The organism is Streptomyces sp. NBC_00209 (genome assembly GCF_045206345.1).
Taxonomy (GTDB): Bacteria; Actinomycetota; Actinomycetes; order Streptomycetales; family Streptomycetaceae; genus Streptomyces.
The window spans coordinates 3930909-3945726 of sequence record NZ_CP108121.1 but is presented as its reverse complement, the minus strand read 5'-3'; the positions used below and the strand labels follow the sequence as shown (position 1 = coordinate 3945726).

General features: G+C 71.7%; 14 protein-coding genes. 6 read left to right on the top strand and 8 right to left on the bottom strand.

Annotated elements, in window-relative coordinates:
• Positions 1 to 196: 196 nt before the first annotated feature.
• From folB to OG867_RS17875, 3 genes are read left to right on the top strand one after another with little or no spacing between them, the layout of a single operon-like run.
• The gene (gene folB, locus OG867_RS17885) at positions 197 to 556 is read left to right on the top strand and encodes a dihydroneopterin aldolase (protein WP_073966343.1); all 360 of its coding nucleotides are present in this window, start codon (positions 197 to 199) and stop codon (positions 554 to 556) included.
• Positions 553 to 1164, top strand: a complete 612-nt coding sequence (gene folK / locus OG867_RS17880) for a 2-amino-4-hydroxy-6-hydroxymethyldihydropteridine diphosphokinase (RefSeq protein ID WP_328900858.1) — start codon at positions 553 to 555, stop codon at positions 1162 to 1164. Before folB ends, folK begins: the two co-directional genes overlap by 4 nt.
• Before the next feature lie 58 nt (positions 1165 to 1222).
• The gene (locus OG867_RS17875; RefSeq protein ID WP_406286572.1) at positions 1223 to 1708 is read left to right on the top strand and encodes a DUF3180 domain-containing protein; all 486 of its coding nucleotides are present in this window, start codon (positions 1223 to 1225) and stop codon (positions 1706 to 1708) included.
• 40 nt (positions 1709 to 1748) lie between these two features.
• On the opposite strand, the gene folE is transcribed toward OG867_RS17875, so the two are convergent.
• The 6 genes from folE to dacB form a co-directional block, all read right to left on the bottom strand.
• Positions 1749 to 2354 carry a GTP cyclohydrolase I FolE gene (folE, locus tag OG867_RS17870; RefSeq protein WP_328900860.1) on the bottom strand — a complete coding sequence of 202 codons (606 nt, stop codon included), beginning with the start codon at positions 2352 to 2354 and terminating at the stop codon, positions 1749 to 1751.
• Positions 2355 to 2503: 149 nt separating this feature from the next.
• Entirely contained in the window at positions 2504 to 4528 is a 2025-nt protein-coding gene (ftsH, locus tag OG867_RS17865) for an ATP-dependent zinc metalloprotease FtsH (protein ID WP_328900861.1), read from the bottom strand.
• A 193-nt stretch (positions 4529 to 4721) separates the two neighbouring features.
• Complete coding sequence (hpt, locus tag OG867_RS17860) at positions 4722 to 5261, bottom strand: hypoxanthine phosphoribosyltransferase (protein ID WP_037777945.1); 540 nt, start codon at positions 5259 to 5261, stop codon at positions 4722 to 4724.
• Positions 5262 to 5361: 100 nt separating this feature from the next.
• Positions 5362 to 6444 carry a tRNA lysidine(34) synthetase TilS gene (gene tilS / locus OG867_RS17855; protein ID WP_406286569.1) on the bottom strand — a complete coding sequence of 361 codons (1083 nt, stop codon included), beginning with the start codon at positions 6442 to 6444 and terminating at the stop codon, positions 5362 to 5364.
• Positions 6445 to 6633: 189 nt separating this feature from the next.
• A complete protein-coding gene (locus OG867_RS17850; protein ID WP_406286567.1) occupies positions 6634 to 7767 on the bottom strand; it encodes a zinc-dependent metalloprotease in 1134 nt (377 codons plus the stop codon).
• Positions 7768 to 7816: 49 nt separating this feature from the next.
• Positions 7817 to 9307: a D-alanyl-D-alanine carboxypeptidase/D-alanyl-D-alanine-endopeptidase gene (gene dacB, locus OG867_RS17845; RefSeq protein ID WP_406286565.1), complete on the bottom strand. Its 1491-nt coding sequence runs from the start codon at positions 9305 to 9307 to the stop codon at positions 7817 to 7819.
• Positions 9308 to 9393: 86 nt separating this feature from the next.
• On the opposite strand from dacB, the gene OG867_RS17840 reads away from it, so the two are divergent.
• Complete coding sequence (locus tag OG867_RS17840; protein ID WP_018520452.1) at positions 9394 to 9888, top strand: inorganic diphosphatase; 495 nt, start codon at positions 9394 to 9396, stop codon at positions 9886 to 9888.
• Positions 9889 to 10030: 142 nt separating this feature from the next.
• Positions 10031 to 11725: a threonine/serine exporter family protein gene (locus OG867_RS17835; RefSeq protein ID WP_328900865.1), complete on the top strand. Its 1695-nt coding sequence runs from the start codon at positions 10031 to 10033 to the stop codon at positions 11723 to 11725.
• A 23-nt stretch (positions 11726 to 11748) separates the two neighbouring features.
• On the opposite strand, the gene OG867_RS17830 is transcribed toward OG867_RS17835, so the two are convergent.
• Both OG867_RS17830 and OG867_RS17825 read right to left on the bottom strand, forming a co-directional pair.
• Positions 11749 to 12453 carry a DedA family protein gene (locus tag OG867_RS17830; RefSeq protein ID WP_406286562.1) on the bottom strand — a complete coding sequence of 235 codons (705 nt, stop codon included), beginning with the start codon at positions 12451 to 12453 and terminating at the stop codon, positions 11749 to 11751.
• 100 nt (positions 12454 to 12553) lie between these two features.
• A complete protein-coding gene (locus OG867_RS17825) occupies positions 12554 to 13312 on the bottom strand; it encodes a MerR family transcriptional regulator (protein ID WP_328900867.1) in 759 nt (252 codons plus the stop codon).
• A 129-nt stretch (positions 13313 to 13441) separates the two neighbouring features.
• Here OG867_RS17825 and OG867_RS17820 point away from each other — a divergent pair, with 129 nt between their 5' ends.
• Positions 13442 to 14722, top strand: coding sequence for an ion channel protein (locus OG867_RS17820; protein ID WP_406286559.1), 1281 nt, complete (start codon positions 13442 to 13444; stop codon positions 14720 to 14722).
• Positions 14723 to 14818 lie beyond the last annotated feature (96 nt).

Sequence of the window (14818 nt, the reverse complement as noted above, 5' to 3'; positions counted from 1 at the left end):
CTTTCGGGCACGAAAGCCGGCCCGGGGTGATTGGACCCCGCGACATCGGGGTATCAGCGGCTATCTGTTCCGCGCCCGCAGGCCCGGCCCCCACGGGGGAGGGCTGTCGGTGCTCGCAGGTAGATTCGAAATCGGGCACCCGGCCGCCCGCACGCGGCCCCGTGCCCCCGGACCAACGACAGCAGGAGTGATTCGCGTGGATCGTGTCGCGCTGCGCGGCCTCAAGGCCCGCGGGCACCATGGCGTCTTCCCCCGGGAACGGGAAGAGGGACAGACGTTCATCGTGGACCTCGTGCTCGGCCTCGACACCCGCCCCGCGGCAGCCACCGACGACCTGACGAAGACCGTGCACTACGGCGTGGTCGCGGAGGAGGTCGTCGCGGTGGTCCAGGGCGAGCCGGTCGACCTGATCGAGACGCTCGCCGAGCGCATCGCCCAGCAGTGCCTCAAGCACGACGGCGTCGAGGAGGTGGAGGTCGTGGTGCACAAGCCGGACGCGCCCATCACCGTCCCGTTCGACGACGTCACCATCACCATCACCCGGAGCCGAGCATGACTGCATTTTCCACCGAAGGGCAGAGCGACCCGACCGTACAGCCGGTGCCCGCCTCCGTGGTCGAGCAGGTGGACGCGGCGGACATCACCCTTTCCAACCCCAAACTGGCCGTGCTCTCGCTCGGCGCCAATCTGGGCAACCGCCTGGAGACGCTCCAGGGCGCCATCGACGCCCTGGAGGACACGCCCGGCCTCCGGGTCAAGGCCGTCTCCCCGGTGTACGAGACGGAGCCCTGGGGCGTCGACCCGGGCTCCCAGCCCTCGTACTTCAACGCGGTGATCGTCGTGAAGACCACGCTGCCCCCGTCCTCGCTCCTGGAGCGCGGCCAGGCCATCGAGGAAGCCTTCGAACGGGTCCGCGAGGAGCGCTGGGGGCCGCGCACCATCGACGTCGACATCGTGTCGTACGCGGATGTCGTCTCCGACGACCCGGTGCTCACCCTCCCCCACCCCCGGGCCCGCGAGCGCGCCTTCGTCCTCGCCCCCTGGCACGACGTGGACCCCGAGGCCCAGCTGCCCGGCGCGGGCCCGGTCGCCGATCTGCTGACCGGTGTCGGGCGCGACGGCGTGCTCCCCCGGGGCGACCTGGAACTCCGGCTGCCCGAGTAGTCGTTAGGCTCACAGAACACAGCACGACGGACACAGGCGGCGAAGGGCGGCTCACCCGGTGAAGCAACTACGGCTCGGAGTCCTGGCCGGCCTCTTCGCCGCCGCCGGAGTCCTGTCCTGGGGCGCCGCCCGCCTCTGGGACTCCCTGGGCACGCTGCCGAGCGTCCCGCTCTTCGCCCCCATCGTCCTCGCGCTGATCGCCGTCGTCCTGCTGGCCACGGCGCTGTCCATCCGCACCCGCCTGCGCGCCCAGCGCGAACGCCGCCCTGGTGCCAAGGGCGTCGAGCCCCTGATGGCCGCCCGCGCCCTGGTCTTCGCCCAGGCGAGCGCCCTGGTCGCCGCCCTGGTCTCCGGCATGTACGGCGGCACGGCCGTCTTCCTGCTCGGCTCCCTGGACAACCCGCCCCGCCGCGACCAGGCCGTCTACGCCGCCTTCGCGGTCCTGGCCGGCATCGCGGTCATCGCCGCCGCCCTCTTCCTGGAACACGTCTGCAAGCTCCCGGACGACAAGGACGACAACAAGCCGGACGCGGCGGCGGCGTAGGGCCGGCACCGGGTCCGGCTCGGGGACACCCCCAGCGGGGTCAGCGCGCCATGATGAGGCTCATGGCCTCGGCGCGCGTCGCGGGGTCGCGCAGCTGTCCGCGGACCGCGGAGGTCAGCGTCTTCGCCCCGGGCTTGCGGATGCCGCGCATCGACATGCACATGTGCTCGCACTCGATGACGACGATGACGCCGCGCGGCTCCAGGATCTCCATCAGGGACTCGGCGATCTGCGTGGTCAGCCGCTCCTGCACCTGCGGCCGGCGGGCGTAGACGTCCACGAGCCGGGCCAGCTTCGACAGGCCGGTGATCTTGCCGCTGGTGGCCGGAATGTACCCGACGTGCGCCACCCCTCGGAACGGGACCAGATGGTGTTCACACGTGCTGAACACCTCGATGTCCTTGACGAGCACCATCTCGTCGTGACCCAGGTCGAACGTGGTCGTCAGGACGTCCTCGGGCTGCTGGTACAGGCCGGCGAATATCTCCCTGTACGCCCGCGCCACCCGCCCCGGCGTCTCCTTCAGGCCCTCGCGGTCGGGGTCCTCGCCCACGGCCAGCAGCAGCTCCCGGACAGCGGCCTCGGCACGTTTCTCATCGAACTCGCCGATCGGCCCCTGGGGGTCCAGCGTCACCGGGTCGGTCATGTGTGCCTCGTTCCTTGAGCTGTCACTGCGGGGGCATCCGCGCAGGTGTACGGAAAAGCCGCGCCCCCAACAGGCTAGAACCTGGGGGACGCGGCATCCATTCCGGGCCTGGTGGGAGCCCCGTGACGGGGGACACACCGGGTCGGTGACTAGCTCTCGGGACGCTCCTCGGGGAGGGCCTCCGTGCTCGGGACGGTGTCCGTGACCGGGACGGCGGCCGTACTCGCGCCGTTGGTGAGGGCGAGCTCCTTCGGGGAGAGGACCGGCGGACGGGTGGACGGGGTGCGGCGGGCGGAGCCGGTCCACGCGGGGCGGGCCGGGCGCTTGACGATCGGGGCGAAGATCTCGGCGATCTCCTCCTTGCCCAGGGTCTCCTTCTCCAGGAGGCGGAGAACCAGGGAGTCAAGCACGTCGCGATTCTCTACGAGGATCTCCCACGCGTCGTTGTGCGCGGTCTCGATGAGCTTCTTGACCTCTTCGTCCACCAGCGCGGCGACCTCTTCCGAGTAGTCGCGCTGATGGCCCATCTCGCGGCCCACGAACGGTTCGGTGTTGTCGCCGCCGAACTTGATCGCGCCGAGCCGCTCGGTCATGCCGTACTGCGTGACCATCGAGCGGGCCGTCGCCGTGGCCTTCTCGATGTCATTCGCGGCGCCGGTGGTCGGGTCGTGGAAGACCAGCTCCTCGGCCGCGCGCCCGCCCAGCATGTACGCCAGCTGGTCGAGCATCTCGTTGCGCGTCGTGGAGTACTTGTCCTCCTCCGGGAGCACCATCGTGTAACCGAGGGCGCGGCCGCGGGAGAGGATCGTGATCTTGTGGACCGGGTCCGACTGGGGGGAAGCCGCCGCGACCAGGGCGTGTCCGCCCTCGTGGTACGCGGTGATCTTCTTCTCCTTCTCGGACATGATCCGGGTCCGCTTCTGCGGGCCCGCCACGACACGGTCGATGGCCTCGTCCAGCATCGCGTTGTCGATGAGCTTCTGGTTGCTGCGCGCCGTCAGGAGCGCGGCCTCGTTCAGCACGTTCGACAGGTCGGCACCGGTGAAGCCGGGCGTGCGTCGGGCGACGGCGCCGAGATCGACGTCCGGGGCGACCGGCTTGCCCTTCTGGTGGACCTTCAGGATCTCCAGACGGCCCTGCATGTCCGGCCGGTCGACCGCGATCTGCCGGTCGAAGCGGCCCGGGCGCAGCAGCGCCGGGTCGAGGATGTCCGGGCGGTTCGTGGCGGCGATCAGGATGACGCCGCCCTTCACGTCGAAGCCGTCCATCTCCACGAGGAGCTGGTTGAGCGTCTGCTCGCGCTCGTCGTGACCGCCGCCCATGCCGGCGCCGCGGTGGCGGCCGACGGCGTCGATCTCGTCCACGAAGACGATCGCCGGGGCGTTCGCCTTGGCCTGCTCGAAGAGGTCGCGGACCCGGGAGGCGCCGACACCGACGAACATCTCCACGAAGTCGGAGCCGGAGATCGAGTAGAACGGGACGCCCGCCTCGCCCGCGACGGCGCGCGCGAGCAGGGTCTTGCCCGTACCGGGAGGCCCGTAGAGCAGGACGCCCTTGGGGATCTTGGCGCCGACGGCCTGGAACTTGGCCGGCTCCTGGAGGAACTCCTTGATCTCGTGGAGCTCCTCGACCGCCTCGTCCGAGCCCGCCACGTCGGCGAACGTCGTCTTCGGGGTGTCCTTGGTGATCAGCTTGGCCTTGGACTTGCCGAACTGCATGACCTTGGAGCCGCCACCCTGCATCTGATTCATCAGGAACAGGAAGACGACCACGATGAGGACGAACGGCAGCAGTGAGAAGAGGATCGAGACGAACGGGGACTGCTTCGAGGGCGAGACGGTGTACCCGTCCTTGATGTCGCCGCTCTCGTACTTCTTCTGGAGCATGTCGGCGAGCTGGACGCCCTGGTTGCCGATGTAGCTCGCCTGGAACTTGCTGCCGGACTCGCCGGACAGCTTCTGACCGTCCTTCAGTTCCACCTTGATGATGTGATCGTCACCGGTGGTGAGCTTGGCCTGGTCCACCTGGTTCTTGCTGATCGCCTGGATCACCTGTCCGGTGTCCACCGTCTTGTAGCCGCCGCCCGAGCCGACGACATTCATCAACACGACCACGGCGAGGACGGCCAGCACGATCCACATGACCGGCCCACGGAAGTATCGCTTCACGTCCATCCATACGAGGCGAAGACGCCCCGTCCCTCCTGCCCGTAGGTAAATGCTGCTGTGAGTAAAGACTGTTCTTCGGACGGTACCCCAGCATGGTCACCGGCGTCCGCCTCGGACGTCCGGCAATCGCGCCTCGAAGGCTCAACGGCGGGCGGCCCGTGAGGGTTCCCGGCGGGCCCTGCGGCGGGTCCGCGGGCCCTCAGCCTCCGTATACGTGCGGGGCGAGGGTCCCGACGAAGGGGAGGTTGCGGTACTTCTCCGCGTAGTCGAGGCCGTAGCCGACGACGAACTCGTTGGGAATGTCGAAGCCGACCCACTTGCAGTCGAGCGCGACCTTGGCCGCGTCCGGCTTGCGCAGGAGGGTGCAGATCTCCAGCGAGGCGGGCTCGCGCGAGCCCAGGTTCGACATCAGCCAGGACAGCGTCAGGCCGGAGTCGATGATGTCCTCGACGATCAGGACGTGCTTGCCCTTGATGTCGGTGTCCAGGTCCTTGAGGATCCGGACGACACCGGAGGACTGGGTGCCCGCGCCGTACGAGGAGACGGCCATCCAGTCCATGGTGACGGGGGTGGACAGCGCGCGCGCCAGGTCCGCCATGACCATGACGGCGCCCTTGAGGACACCGACGAGGAGCAGGTCCTTGCCGGCGTACTCCGCGTCGATCTTCGCGGCCAGCTCCACGAGCTTCGCGTCGATCTCTTCCTTGGTGAGGAGCACCGACTGGAGGTCGGTGCCCATGTCCTTCTCGTTCACCCGCGTCTCTTTCTGTGCCTGCCGGTCCGGGGGTGGAGTCCCGGGCCTGCGCGGCCGCTCGCCCTGCGTGTCAGCCGCTCGTGCGTCAGCTCTGCCGGATGACCAGTCTGCCACCCTGCCGCAGGGCTTCGACGCGGCCGGGCAGGTTGATGGCCTGCTGGCCGCGCCAGCCGGTGACCAGGCGGTCGACTTCCTCGATGTGCCGGGCGAAGAGCGAACCGGCCGGGGAGCCCGCCTCTATGGCGGCCCGGCGCAGCACCCGGCGGCGTACGGCGGGGGGCAGCGCGTACAGCTTGGCGCACTCCAGCCGGCCCGCGTCGTCGCGTACGTCACGGTCGGCGGCGGCGGCCCAGGTGTCGAGGGCGTCCGCGTCGTCGCGGGAGAGCTGGGCCGTACGGGCGAGGGCTTCGACCACGCCCTTGCCGAGGGCCTTCTCCAGGGCGGGCAGGCCCTCGTGGCGCAGCCGGGAGCGGGTGTAGGCGGGGTCGATGTTGTGGGGGTCGTCCCAGACGGGCAGGGACTGGGCGAGGCAGGCGGTGCGGGCGGTCTGCCGGTCGAGCTGGAGGAAGGGGCGGCGGTAGCGGCCGGCCGGGCCGGAGGCGGCGGCCATGCCGGACAGGGAGCGGATGCCGGAGCCGCGGGCGAGGCCCAGCAGGACGGTCTCGGCCTGGTCGTCGCGGGTGTGGCCGAGGAGGACGGCTGCGGCGCCGTGGCGTTCGGCGGCGGCGTCGAGCGCGGCGTAGCGGGCGTCGCGGGCGGCGGCCTCGGGTCCGCCCTCGCGGCCGACGTGGACGGCGACTGCCTCGGCGGGGCCGAGGTCCATGGCGGCGAGCCGGGCGGCGACCTCGACGGCGCGGCTGTCGGAGCCGTCCTGGAGGCCGTGGTCGACGGTGATGCCGCCGGCCCGGACGGGGAGTTTGCGGGCCTCGAAGGCGAGGGCGGAGGCGAGCGCCATGGAGTCGGCGCCGCCGGAGCAGGCCACGAGCACCAGGGGGGCGCCGGGGCGGTCGGGGAGCGTACCGGAGCGGCTGCCCGCGCCGGCCCGGGCGAGCTCGGGGTGCGGGGCGCGCCCGGCGCGTTCGGTCTGTTCGGCGTGTTCGGCGATGACGTCGTGGAGTACGCGGCGGACCGCCAGGCGTATCGCCGCGACCGCAGGATGGGGACCCATGTCCGGTGCCCTTCGTGAGGATCTTGAGGGGTGTCTCGGAGTGCCGGGACGGAAAGGAGTGCCGTCACTCAGAGTGCGTCGATGGTGACAGAGCAATGCCGTTCATCGAGCATTGCACGCCTTCCCATGCCCCTACGGTCCCTCGGATGGGTGATTACCGGCGCGTTGCCTTCGTACCGGGGACCTTGATCACGACTCTGCCTTACGGTGCACCCTCGCGATCCAGTCCGCGGGACGGGCGATCTCCGCCTTGGTGGGGAGGGTGTTGGGCGAGGTCCACACCCGGTTGAAGCCGTCCATGCCGACCTCGTCCACGACGGCGCGCACGAAGCGTTCGCCGTCCCGGTACTGGCGCAGTTTGGCGTCGAGGCCGAGCAGCTTGCGCAGGGCCTGGTCGAGGCGGCCGGCGCCCTGGGCGCGGCGCTGCTGGAACTTCTCGCGGATCTCGGCGACGGAGGAGACCACCTCGGGGCCGACGCCGTCCATCACGTAGTCGGCGTGTCCTTCCAGGAGGGACATCACGGCGGTGAGGCGGCCGAGGATCTCGCGCTGGGCGGGCGTCTGGACGAGCTCGACCAGGCTGCGGCCGCCGTCCTCGCCCTCCTCGCCCTCGGGCCGGCCGCCGGCGAGGGACTGGACGGCCTCGCGCAGCCGCTCCAGGAAGGTCATCGGGTCGACGTCGGTCTCGTCCAGGAAGGACTGGATCTCGCCCTGGAGGTGGTCGCGGAGCCAGGGCACCGCGGTGAACTGGGTGCGGTGGGTCTCCTCGTGGAGGGCGACCCAGAGCCGGAAGTCGTGCGGGTCCGCCTCCAGCTCGCGCTCGACGTGGACGATGTTGGGCGCGACGAGCAGGAGGCGGCCCCCGCCCTCGGCGGAGGCGGGGAGCTCGCGGGAGGCGGGGGCGAAGGTCTCGTACTGGCCGAGGACGCGGGAGGCGAGGAAGGACAGCAGCATGCCGACCTCGACGCCGGTGACCTTCGAGCCGACCGCACCGAGCACGGCGCCGCCCGCGCCGCCGGAGCGCCGTTCCTCCATCTTCTCCAGGAGGGGGCGCAGCAGTTCGCGGAAGCCGGCGACGTTGGCCCTGATCCAGCCGGTGCGGTCCACGACGAGGACGGGGGTGTCCTCCGGCTCGGTTCCCTCGGGGATCATCCGGGTGAAGGCGCGGACGTGCTCCTCCGCCGCCTTCGCGTGCCTGCGCAGCTCCGCGACGACCTCGCGGGCCTCCTCGCGGCTGATCTCGGGGCCCGGCCGCACAAGCCGGGTCGCGGTCGCGACCGCGAGGTTCCAGTCGACCATCCCTGCACCACCGATGCTCGTCATGCGTCAACCGTACGTGCTCGACCCTTGATGCGGTGCGGTGTTGACGGGCTCATCGCTTCCCGGCGCCGAGGGCGGTGGCGAGTTTGTCGAGGGCTTTCTGGGCCTCGGTGGGGGCGGTGGTGCCGGAGGCGAGGAAGGCGAAGGAGAGCAGCCGTCCCTGGGTGTCCACGACGGTGCCGGCGAGGCTGTTGACGCCGGTGAGGGTGCCGGTCTTGGCGCGGATGAAGCCGGTGCCGCCGGCCTCGCTGGTGTAGCGGCTGCTGAGTGTGCCGCTGAAGCCGGCCACGGGGAGGCCGGTCAGGACGGGGCGCAGTTCGGGGTGGGCGGGATCGGCCGCCCGGGCGAGGAGGCCGGCGAGGAGGGCCGCGGTCACCTTGTCCTCGCGGTTGAGCCCGCTGCCGTCCGCGATGTTCACGCCCTTGAGGGGCAGGCCGAGCTTCTTCAGGCGGGCCGTGACGGCCCGTCGGCCGCCCGTGAAGTCGGCGGGCTGCCCGGCGGCGATGGCGGTCTGCCGGGCCAGGGCCTCGGCGATGTCGTTGTCGCTGTTGGTCAGGGCGCGCTCGACCAGGCCGGAGAGGGGGGCGGAGAGGTGGGTGGCGACGGTACGGGACGTCTTGGCGGGGCGGCCGGGGGCGGGTGCGCCCTTGGTGGTGACGCCGGCGTCCTTCAGGTATCCGGCGAAGGCGCGGGCGGCGTCGCCCGCCGGGTCCTCGGTGCGCGCGGCGGGGCCCTTGATCGAGTCGTCCTGGCGGCCCTCGTTCAGCATCAGGGCGCTCATGGGCGCGATGTTCTCGTTGGGGCCGATCGGGTGGTGCGTGGGCCCCGAATAGGCGGAGGCGTCGTAGCGCAGCCGTACGGAGGGGGCCTGGCCGGCCCTGAGGGCACGGGCGGTCTCGGTGGCCAGAGCGCGCAGGGCGGCCTTGTCGAGGGTGGGGTCGCCGCCGCCGACGAGGGTGACGGTGCGCAGGTCGTCGGAGGCGCGCACGGTGGTCGGGATGCGGTGGGCGGGGCCGAGGGCGCCGAGGGCGGCGACGGTGGTGGCGATCTTGACGGTGGAGGCGGGCGTCATGGGGGCGTCGGCGCCCTTGCCGTAGAGCCGCTTGCCGGTGGCGGTGTCGATGACGACGGCGGCGCGCCGGGTGCCGAGCGCGTCGTTCCTCAGCAGCGGCTCCAGGACGGCGCGCAGGTCGCGGGTGGCGCCGGCCGGGGCGTCCTTCGGGCCGGTGCCGGTGGCGCCCAGCGCGGCGAGGACGGCGGGGGCGCTGGGGGCCGGGGCGGGGCCCTCGGCGTCGCCGCCGTCGTGATGTGCGCCACCTGTGCGTTCGGCGGCGGCCGCCCGGTCCCGCTCGGCCTTACGCTGACCCGAGTCCCAGGGTCCGGCGGCGAGGACGGCGCCGGCCGCGAGGGCCAGTCCGACGACGGCGGACACGGCCGTGAACTGCCAGTCGTTCACTCCGCCGCGTACGCCCAGGCGGGCCGCGATACCGCCGCCGGGCGTGCCGGGCGGTTCCGTGGACGGTCTTTCCACCGGCTCGGCCACCGTTGACCAGCCCCTTTCGCGAGCACACATCTGCGTGAGGGACACTTAACCACCAGTCGTATGTGTTGATCATGGAGGAGCCACCCGTGGAGTTCGACGTCGTTATCGAGATCCCGAAGGGTTCGCGCAACAAGTACGAGGTGGATCACGAGACCGGCCGGATTCGTCTGGACCGTCGGCTCTTCACCTCGACCAGCTACCCGGCGGACTACGGCTTCGTCGAGGACACCCTCGGTGAGGACGGCGACCCGCTGGACGCGCTGGTGATCCTGGAGGAGCCGACGTTCCCGGGCTGCCTCATCAAGTGCCGCGCGATCGGCATGTTCCGGATGACCGACGAGGCCGGCGGCGACGACAAGCTGCTGTGCGTCCCGGCCTCCGACCCCCGGGTGGAGCACCTTCAGGACATCCAGCACGTGTCGGAGTTCGACCGCCTGGAGATCCAGCACTTCTTCGAGGTCTACAAGGACCTGGAGCCGGGCAAGTCCGTCGAGGGTGCCGACTGGGTCGGCCGCGCCGAGGCCGAGGCCGAGATCGTCGCCTCCCGCAAGCGCCTTGAGGCGCAGGGCGGCGCGCACTGACGTTCCGCTTCGTGTGAGCGGGCTCTGATACGGGCGGTACACCTCACCGGTGTGCCGCCCGTTCCGTGTGCCCTCCCTTGGGCGTGGCCATACTGGGCAGGAGTGCGCCCGAGAACGCGCAGCCGAGGAGGAGCGAGGTCGAGTGGTGGCGGAACCGGGCGGGCCCGAGGACGAAAAGCCCCAGTCCGATGAGGCGCACAGCGCCTTCTCGTGGCCGACCGGGACCGAACCGGCGGCGCCGCCGGAGGAGGACCACCCGACGTCGGAGTTCGCCCTCCCGGACGGCGTGACACCCGAGCAGCCGGCCCCCGGTTCCGGTTCCGGTACGGGTTCCGCTTCCGGGTCCGAGACGACCGGTTCGGCCTTCGCCACGCCGCGCACGTACAGCTTCCGGGACTCCCCGGCGTTCACTCCGGCGTACGGGGTGCCGATGGTCCGGCTGACCAAGGAGGCGCCCTGGCAGGACCGGATGCGCACGATGTTGCGGATGCCGGTCGCCGATCGCCCGGCGCCCGAGCCGGTCCAGCGGCACGACGAGGAGGCGGGGCCCCCGGTCCCGCGCGTGCTCGACCTGACGCTGCGTATCGGGGAGCTGCTGCTCGCGGGCGGTGAGGGCGCCGAGGACGTCGAGGCGGCCATGTTCGCGGTGATGCGGAGCTACGGGCTCGACCGCTGCGAGCCGACCGTGACGTTCACCCTGCTGTCGATCTCGCACCAGCCGTCGCTGGTGGACGACCCGGTGACGGCGAGCCGTACGGTACGCCGACGGGGCACCGACTACACGCGGCTCGCGGCGGTCTTCCGGCTGATCGACGACATCACGACGGCCGACGACGAGGTGTCGCTGGAGGAGGCGTACCGACGGCTCGCGGAGATCCGGCGCAACCGGCACCCGTATCCCGGCTGGGTGCTCACGCTGGCCGCCGGCGGGCTGGCCGGGGCGGCGTCCGTGCTGGTCGGCGGTGGTCCGCTGGTGTTCCTGATCGCGGCGCTCGGGGCGATGCTCGGTGACCGGCTGGCCTGGCTGTGCGCGGGGCGCGGGCTGCCGGAGTTCTACCAGTTCGTGGTGGCGGCGATGCCGCCCGCCGCGATGGGCGTGGCGCTGACGCTGACGCACTGGTCGGACGTACGGCCGTCGGCGGTGATCACCGGTGGGCTGTTCGCGCTGCTGCCGGGGCGGGCCCTGGTGGCGGGCGTGCAGGACGGTCTGACCGGGTACTACATCACGGCCTCGGCGCGGCTCCTGGAGGTCATGTACTTCTTCATCGCGATCGTCACCGGGGTGCTGCTGGCCCTGTACGGGGGGCTGCAGCTCGGGGCCGAGCTGGACCCGGAGGCGCGGTTCATCACGCACGACCGGCCGGTGATCCAGACCTTGGCCTCGATGGTGCTGACCCTGGCCTTCGCGATCCTGCTCCAGCAGGAGCGGGCGACGGTGCTCGCGGTGACCCTGAACGGCGGCGTGGCCTGGATCGTCTACGGGGCGATGGCCCAGACGGGCAACCTGTCGGCGGTGGCCGCGACGGCCGCCGCGGCCGGGCTCGTCGGGCTGTTCGGGCAACTGTTCTCGCGGTACCGCTACACGTCGTCGCTGCCGTACATCACGGCGGCGATCGGGCCGCTGCTGCCCGGTTCCGCGACGTACTTCGGCCTGCTGGGCGTCGCGCAGAACGAGCTGGACCGGGGCCTCGCCTCACTGTCCACGGCGGTGGCGACGGCCCTGGCCATCGCCATCGGGGTGAATCTGGGGAGCGAGATCTCCCGGCTGTTCATGCGGGTGCCGGGCGCGGTCGGCGGCGCGAACCGGCGCGCGGCCAAGCGGACGCGCGGCTTCTGACGGGGTCGGAGGCCGAAGAGCGGTCAGCGCTTGGCGTGGCGGCCGCGGCGGCCGCCGGCCGGGTCCTGCGGGGGCACCTCGCCGCTTCCGGCGGCGGGGCCCTCCTTCTTGGCCTTGCTCCGGGCGCGCAGGAACTCGATGGCGATCGGGACGACCGAGATCAGCACGATCAGGACGAGCATCGCCTCGATGTTCTTGTGGACGAACTCGACGTTGCCGAGGGCGGCGCCGAGCAGGGTCACGCCGACGCCCCAGAGGACGCCGCCGATCACGTTGAACACGATGAACGAGCGGTAGTTCATCCGGCTGACGCCCGCGATGATCGGGGTGAAGGTCCGCACGATCGGCACGAAGCGGGCCAGGATCAGCGACTTCGGGCCGTGCTTCTCGAAGAACTCGTGGGCCTTCTCGACGTTCTCCTGCTTGAAGAGGCGGGAGTCGGGCCGGCTGAAGAGCGCGGGGCCGACCTTGCGGCCGAAGAGATAGCCCACCTGGTCGCCGATGACCGCGGCCAGCGCGACCAGGACGCAGACCAGCCAGAGCGGGGTGTGCAGCTTGTCGGTCGTGACCAGCAGGCCCGTCGTGAACAGCAGGGAGTCACCGGGCAGGAAGAAGCCGATGAGCAGCCCGGACTCGGCGAAGACGATGACCAGCACGCCGGCTAGGCCGAACTGTCCGATGAGATGGTCCGGGTCCAGCCAGCTCGGTCCGAGCGCAAGCGTATTCAAGGGTCCGGGCTCCAGGATGAGGTCGATGGGCGGCTGCGTGGCCGCCCCAAGCTATCAACGCCTTGGGGCGGCCCCGGGTTCCACCCGCCTCCGTGACCGTTTACGCGCGGCGGCGCGCGTTCGCCTCGATCGCGTCGCGCAGGTGCTCGGCGAGGCCCGGCCGCATGGCGTCGTAGAACGCCTTGAACTGCGGATCGGCGACGTACATCTCGCCGAGGCCCCGGTGGATCTCGTAGGTGCACTCGTAGTACCAGGTGGAGATGTGGAGCCGGTGCTCCTCCGCGAGGTCCGCGGCGTGCTCACCGTCGGCCGGCTCACCGGCCTCCATCAGCGCGTCGTAGCGCTCGCCCCAGGAGGCGACCTCGGCCTTGATCCGCTGCCAGTCCTCCTTGGTGTAGCGGGCGGCCCGGCGCTGCGACTCGGCGTAGGTGTCGGTGCCGCCCCAGCGGCGCTCGGCCTCCTCCGCGTACTGGTCGGGGTCCTTGTCGCCGAAGACCTCGAACTTCTCCTCGGGGGTGAGGTTGATGCCCATCCTGCGTGCCTCCATCGCTGTCTCTACGGCGGCGGCCATCCGCTGGAGCTCCTCGATCCGGTGCGACAGCAGCGCGTGCTGGCGGCGCAGGTGCTCCTGCGGGTCCGCGGCCGGGTCGTCGAGCAGGTCCGCGATCTCGTCCAGCGGGAAGCCGAGCTCCCGGTAGAAGAGGATCTGCTGCAGCCGGTCCAGGTCGGCGTCGTCGTAACGCCGGTGGCCCGCGTGGCTGCGCCCGCCCGGTGAGAGCAGGCCGATGGTGTCGTAGTGGTGCAGGGTGCGCACCGTGACCCCGGCGAAGCCGGCGACCTGTCCCACGGAGTGTTCCATGGCTCCCCGCTCCTTCCTGTGTGGGTACGGGGACGAGCCTGGGCCCTCACGCCGCGTGAGGTGCAAGTCCCGCCCGCCGACCACACCATTTGAGCGGTTTTACAGCTTTCGCGTCGCTATGGTGTGCCGATGCCGACCGATTCCGCCGTCGCCGCCGGGCCCGCCCCCGCCCCCGCCCGCCGGCTGCTTGCGCTCATCGTGCCCGCCCTGGCCGTGGGTGTGGCCTCGGCCCTGGTCCTGCTCGGGGTCAGCCTGCTCGCGGAGCAGCTCCAGGACGTGCTGTGGGAGACGCTGCCCGACGCGCTGTCCGTAGGCCGGTACTCCTCACTGTGGATGATCGTGATGCTCACGGCCATGGGCCTGGTGACCGGCCTGGTCCTGCGCGCCGTACCCGGCCGGGGCGGCCCGGACCCGGCGACCATGGGGCTCGTCGACCCTCCGCTGCCGCCCTACGTGGTGCCCGGTCTGCTCGTGGTCACCGTCCTGGCCCTGGCGGGCGGCGTCAGCCTCGGCCCGGAGAACCCGATCACCGCGGCCAACATCGCCCTGGCCGCCTGGGCCGGCCGCCGGATCGCCCCGGGCGCGCCCGGTGAGGTATGGCTCGCGCTCGCCGCCGCCGGCACCATCGGCGCCCTCTTCGGCACCCCGGTCGCCGCCGCCCTGATCCTCACCGAGGCGCTGGCCGCCACGCCCGGCACCGGCGCGCTCTGGGACAAGCTGTTCGGGCCGCTCGCGGCCGGGGCGGCGGGCTCCCTCACCATGTCGCTGGCCGCCCACCCCAGCTTCGACCTGTCGCTGCCCCCGTACACGCACACCGGCTGGGGCGACCTGCTCGCCGCCCTCGTGATCGCGTCGGCCGGAGCGGTCCTCGGCCTCGCGGCGGTGTACGCGTTCCCCCTGGTCCACCGCTTCTTCCGGGCCCTGCCGCATCCGGTGCTCGCGCTGACCCTGGGCGGCCTCGCGCTCGGGCTGCTCGGGGCGCTGGGCGGGCACCTGACGCTGTTCAAGGGGCTGGACGAGGTGAAGACGATCGCCGCCGATCCGGAGGGCTGGTCGGCCGCCGAGTTCGGGACGATGGCGGTGGTGAAGACGGCGGCCCTGGTGATCGCGGCGACCTGTGGCTTCCGGGGCGGCCGGATCTTCCCGGCGGTGTTCTCGGGCGTGGCCCTCGGCCTGTGCGCGCACGCCCTCGTGGACGCGGTGCCGGTGGCGGTGGCGGTGACGTGCGGGGTGCTGGGCGTCCTGCTGGCCGTCACCCGGCAGGGCTGGCTGAGCCTGTTCACGGCGGCGGTGCTGGGCTTCGACACGGCCCTGCTGCCGTTGCTGTGCGTGGCCTCGCTGCCCGCCTGGCTGCTGGTGACCGGCCGGCCGATGATGCAGCTGCGTGAGGACGGCACCCCGCTGCGCTGAGCCGGACGGACCAGCACCGGGTGTCGGGCGCGGAGGCCGTCCGTATCGTCGGATTCGTCCGGTCTCGCGGGCGCGAGCCGAGAAGGGCAGGTCCGT

What these genes read in the sequence shown, in the direction of transcription:
- folK (WP_328900858.1), top strand. Translation starts at nt 553, where the DNA reads ATGACTGCATTTTCCACCGAAGGGCAGAGCGACCCGACCGTACAGCCG.
- folE (WP_328900860.1), bottom strand. Translation starts at nt 2,354, where the DNA reads ATGACCGACCCGGTGACGCTGGACCCCCAGGGGCCGATCGGCGAGTTC.
- ftsH (WP_328900861.1), bottom strand. Translation starts at nt 4,528, where the DNA reads ATGGACGTGAAGCGATACTTCCGTGGGCCGGTCATGTGGATCGTGCTG.
- hpt (WP_037777945.1), bottom strand. Translation starts at nt 5,261, where the DNA reads ATGGGCACCGACCTCCAGTCGGTGCTCCTCACCAAGGAAGAGATCGAC.
- tilS (WP_406286569.1), bottom strand. Translation starts at nt 6,444, where the DNA reads ATGGGTCCCCATCCTGCGGTCGCGGCGATACGCCTGGCGGTCCGCCGC.
- OG867_RS17850 (WP_406286567.1), bottom strand. Translation starts at nt 7,767, where the DNA reads ATGACGAGCATCGGTGGTGCAGGGATGGTCGACTGGAACCTCGCGGTC.
- OG867_RS17825 (WP_328900867.1), bottom strand. Translation starts at nt 13,312, where the DNA reads ATGGAACACTCCGTGGGACAGGTCGCCGGCTTCGCCGGGGTCACGGTG.
- OG867_RS17820 (WP_406286559.1), top strand. Translation starts at nt 13,442, where the DNA reads ATGCCGACCGATTCCGCCGTCGCCGCCGGGCCCGCCCCCGCCCCCGCC.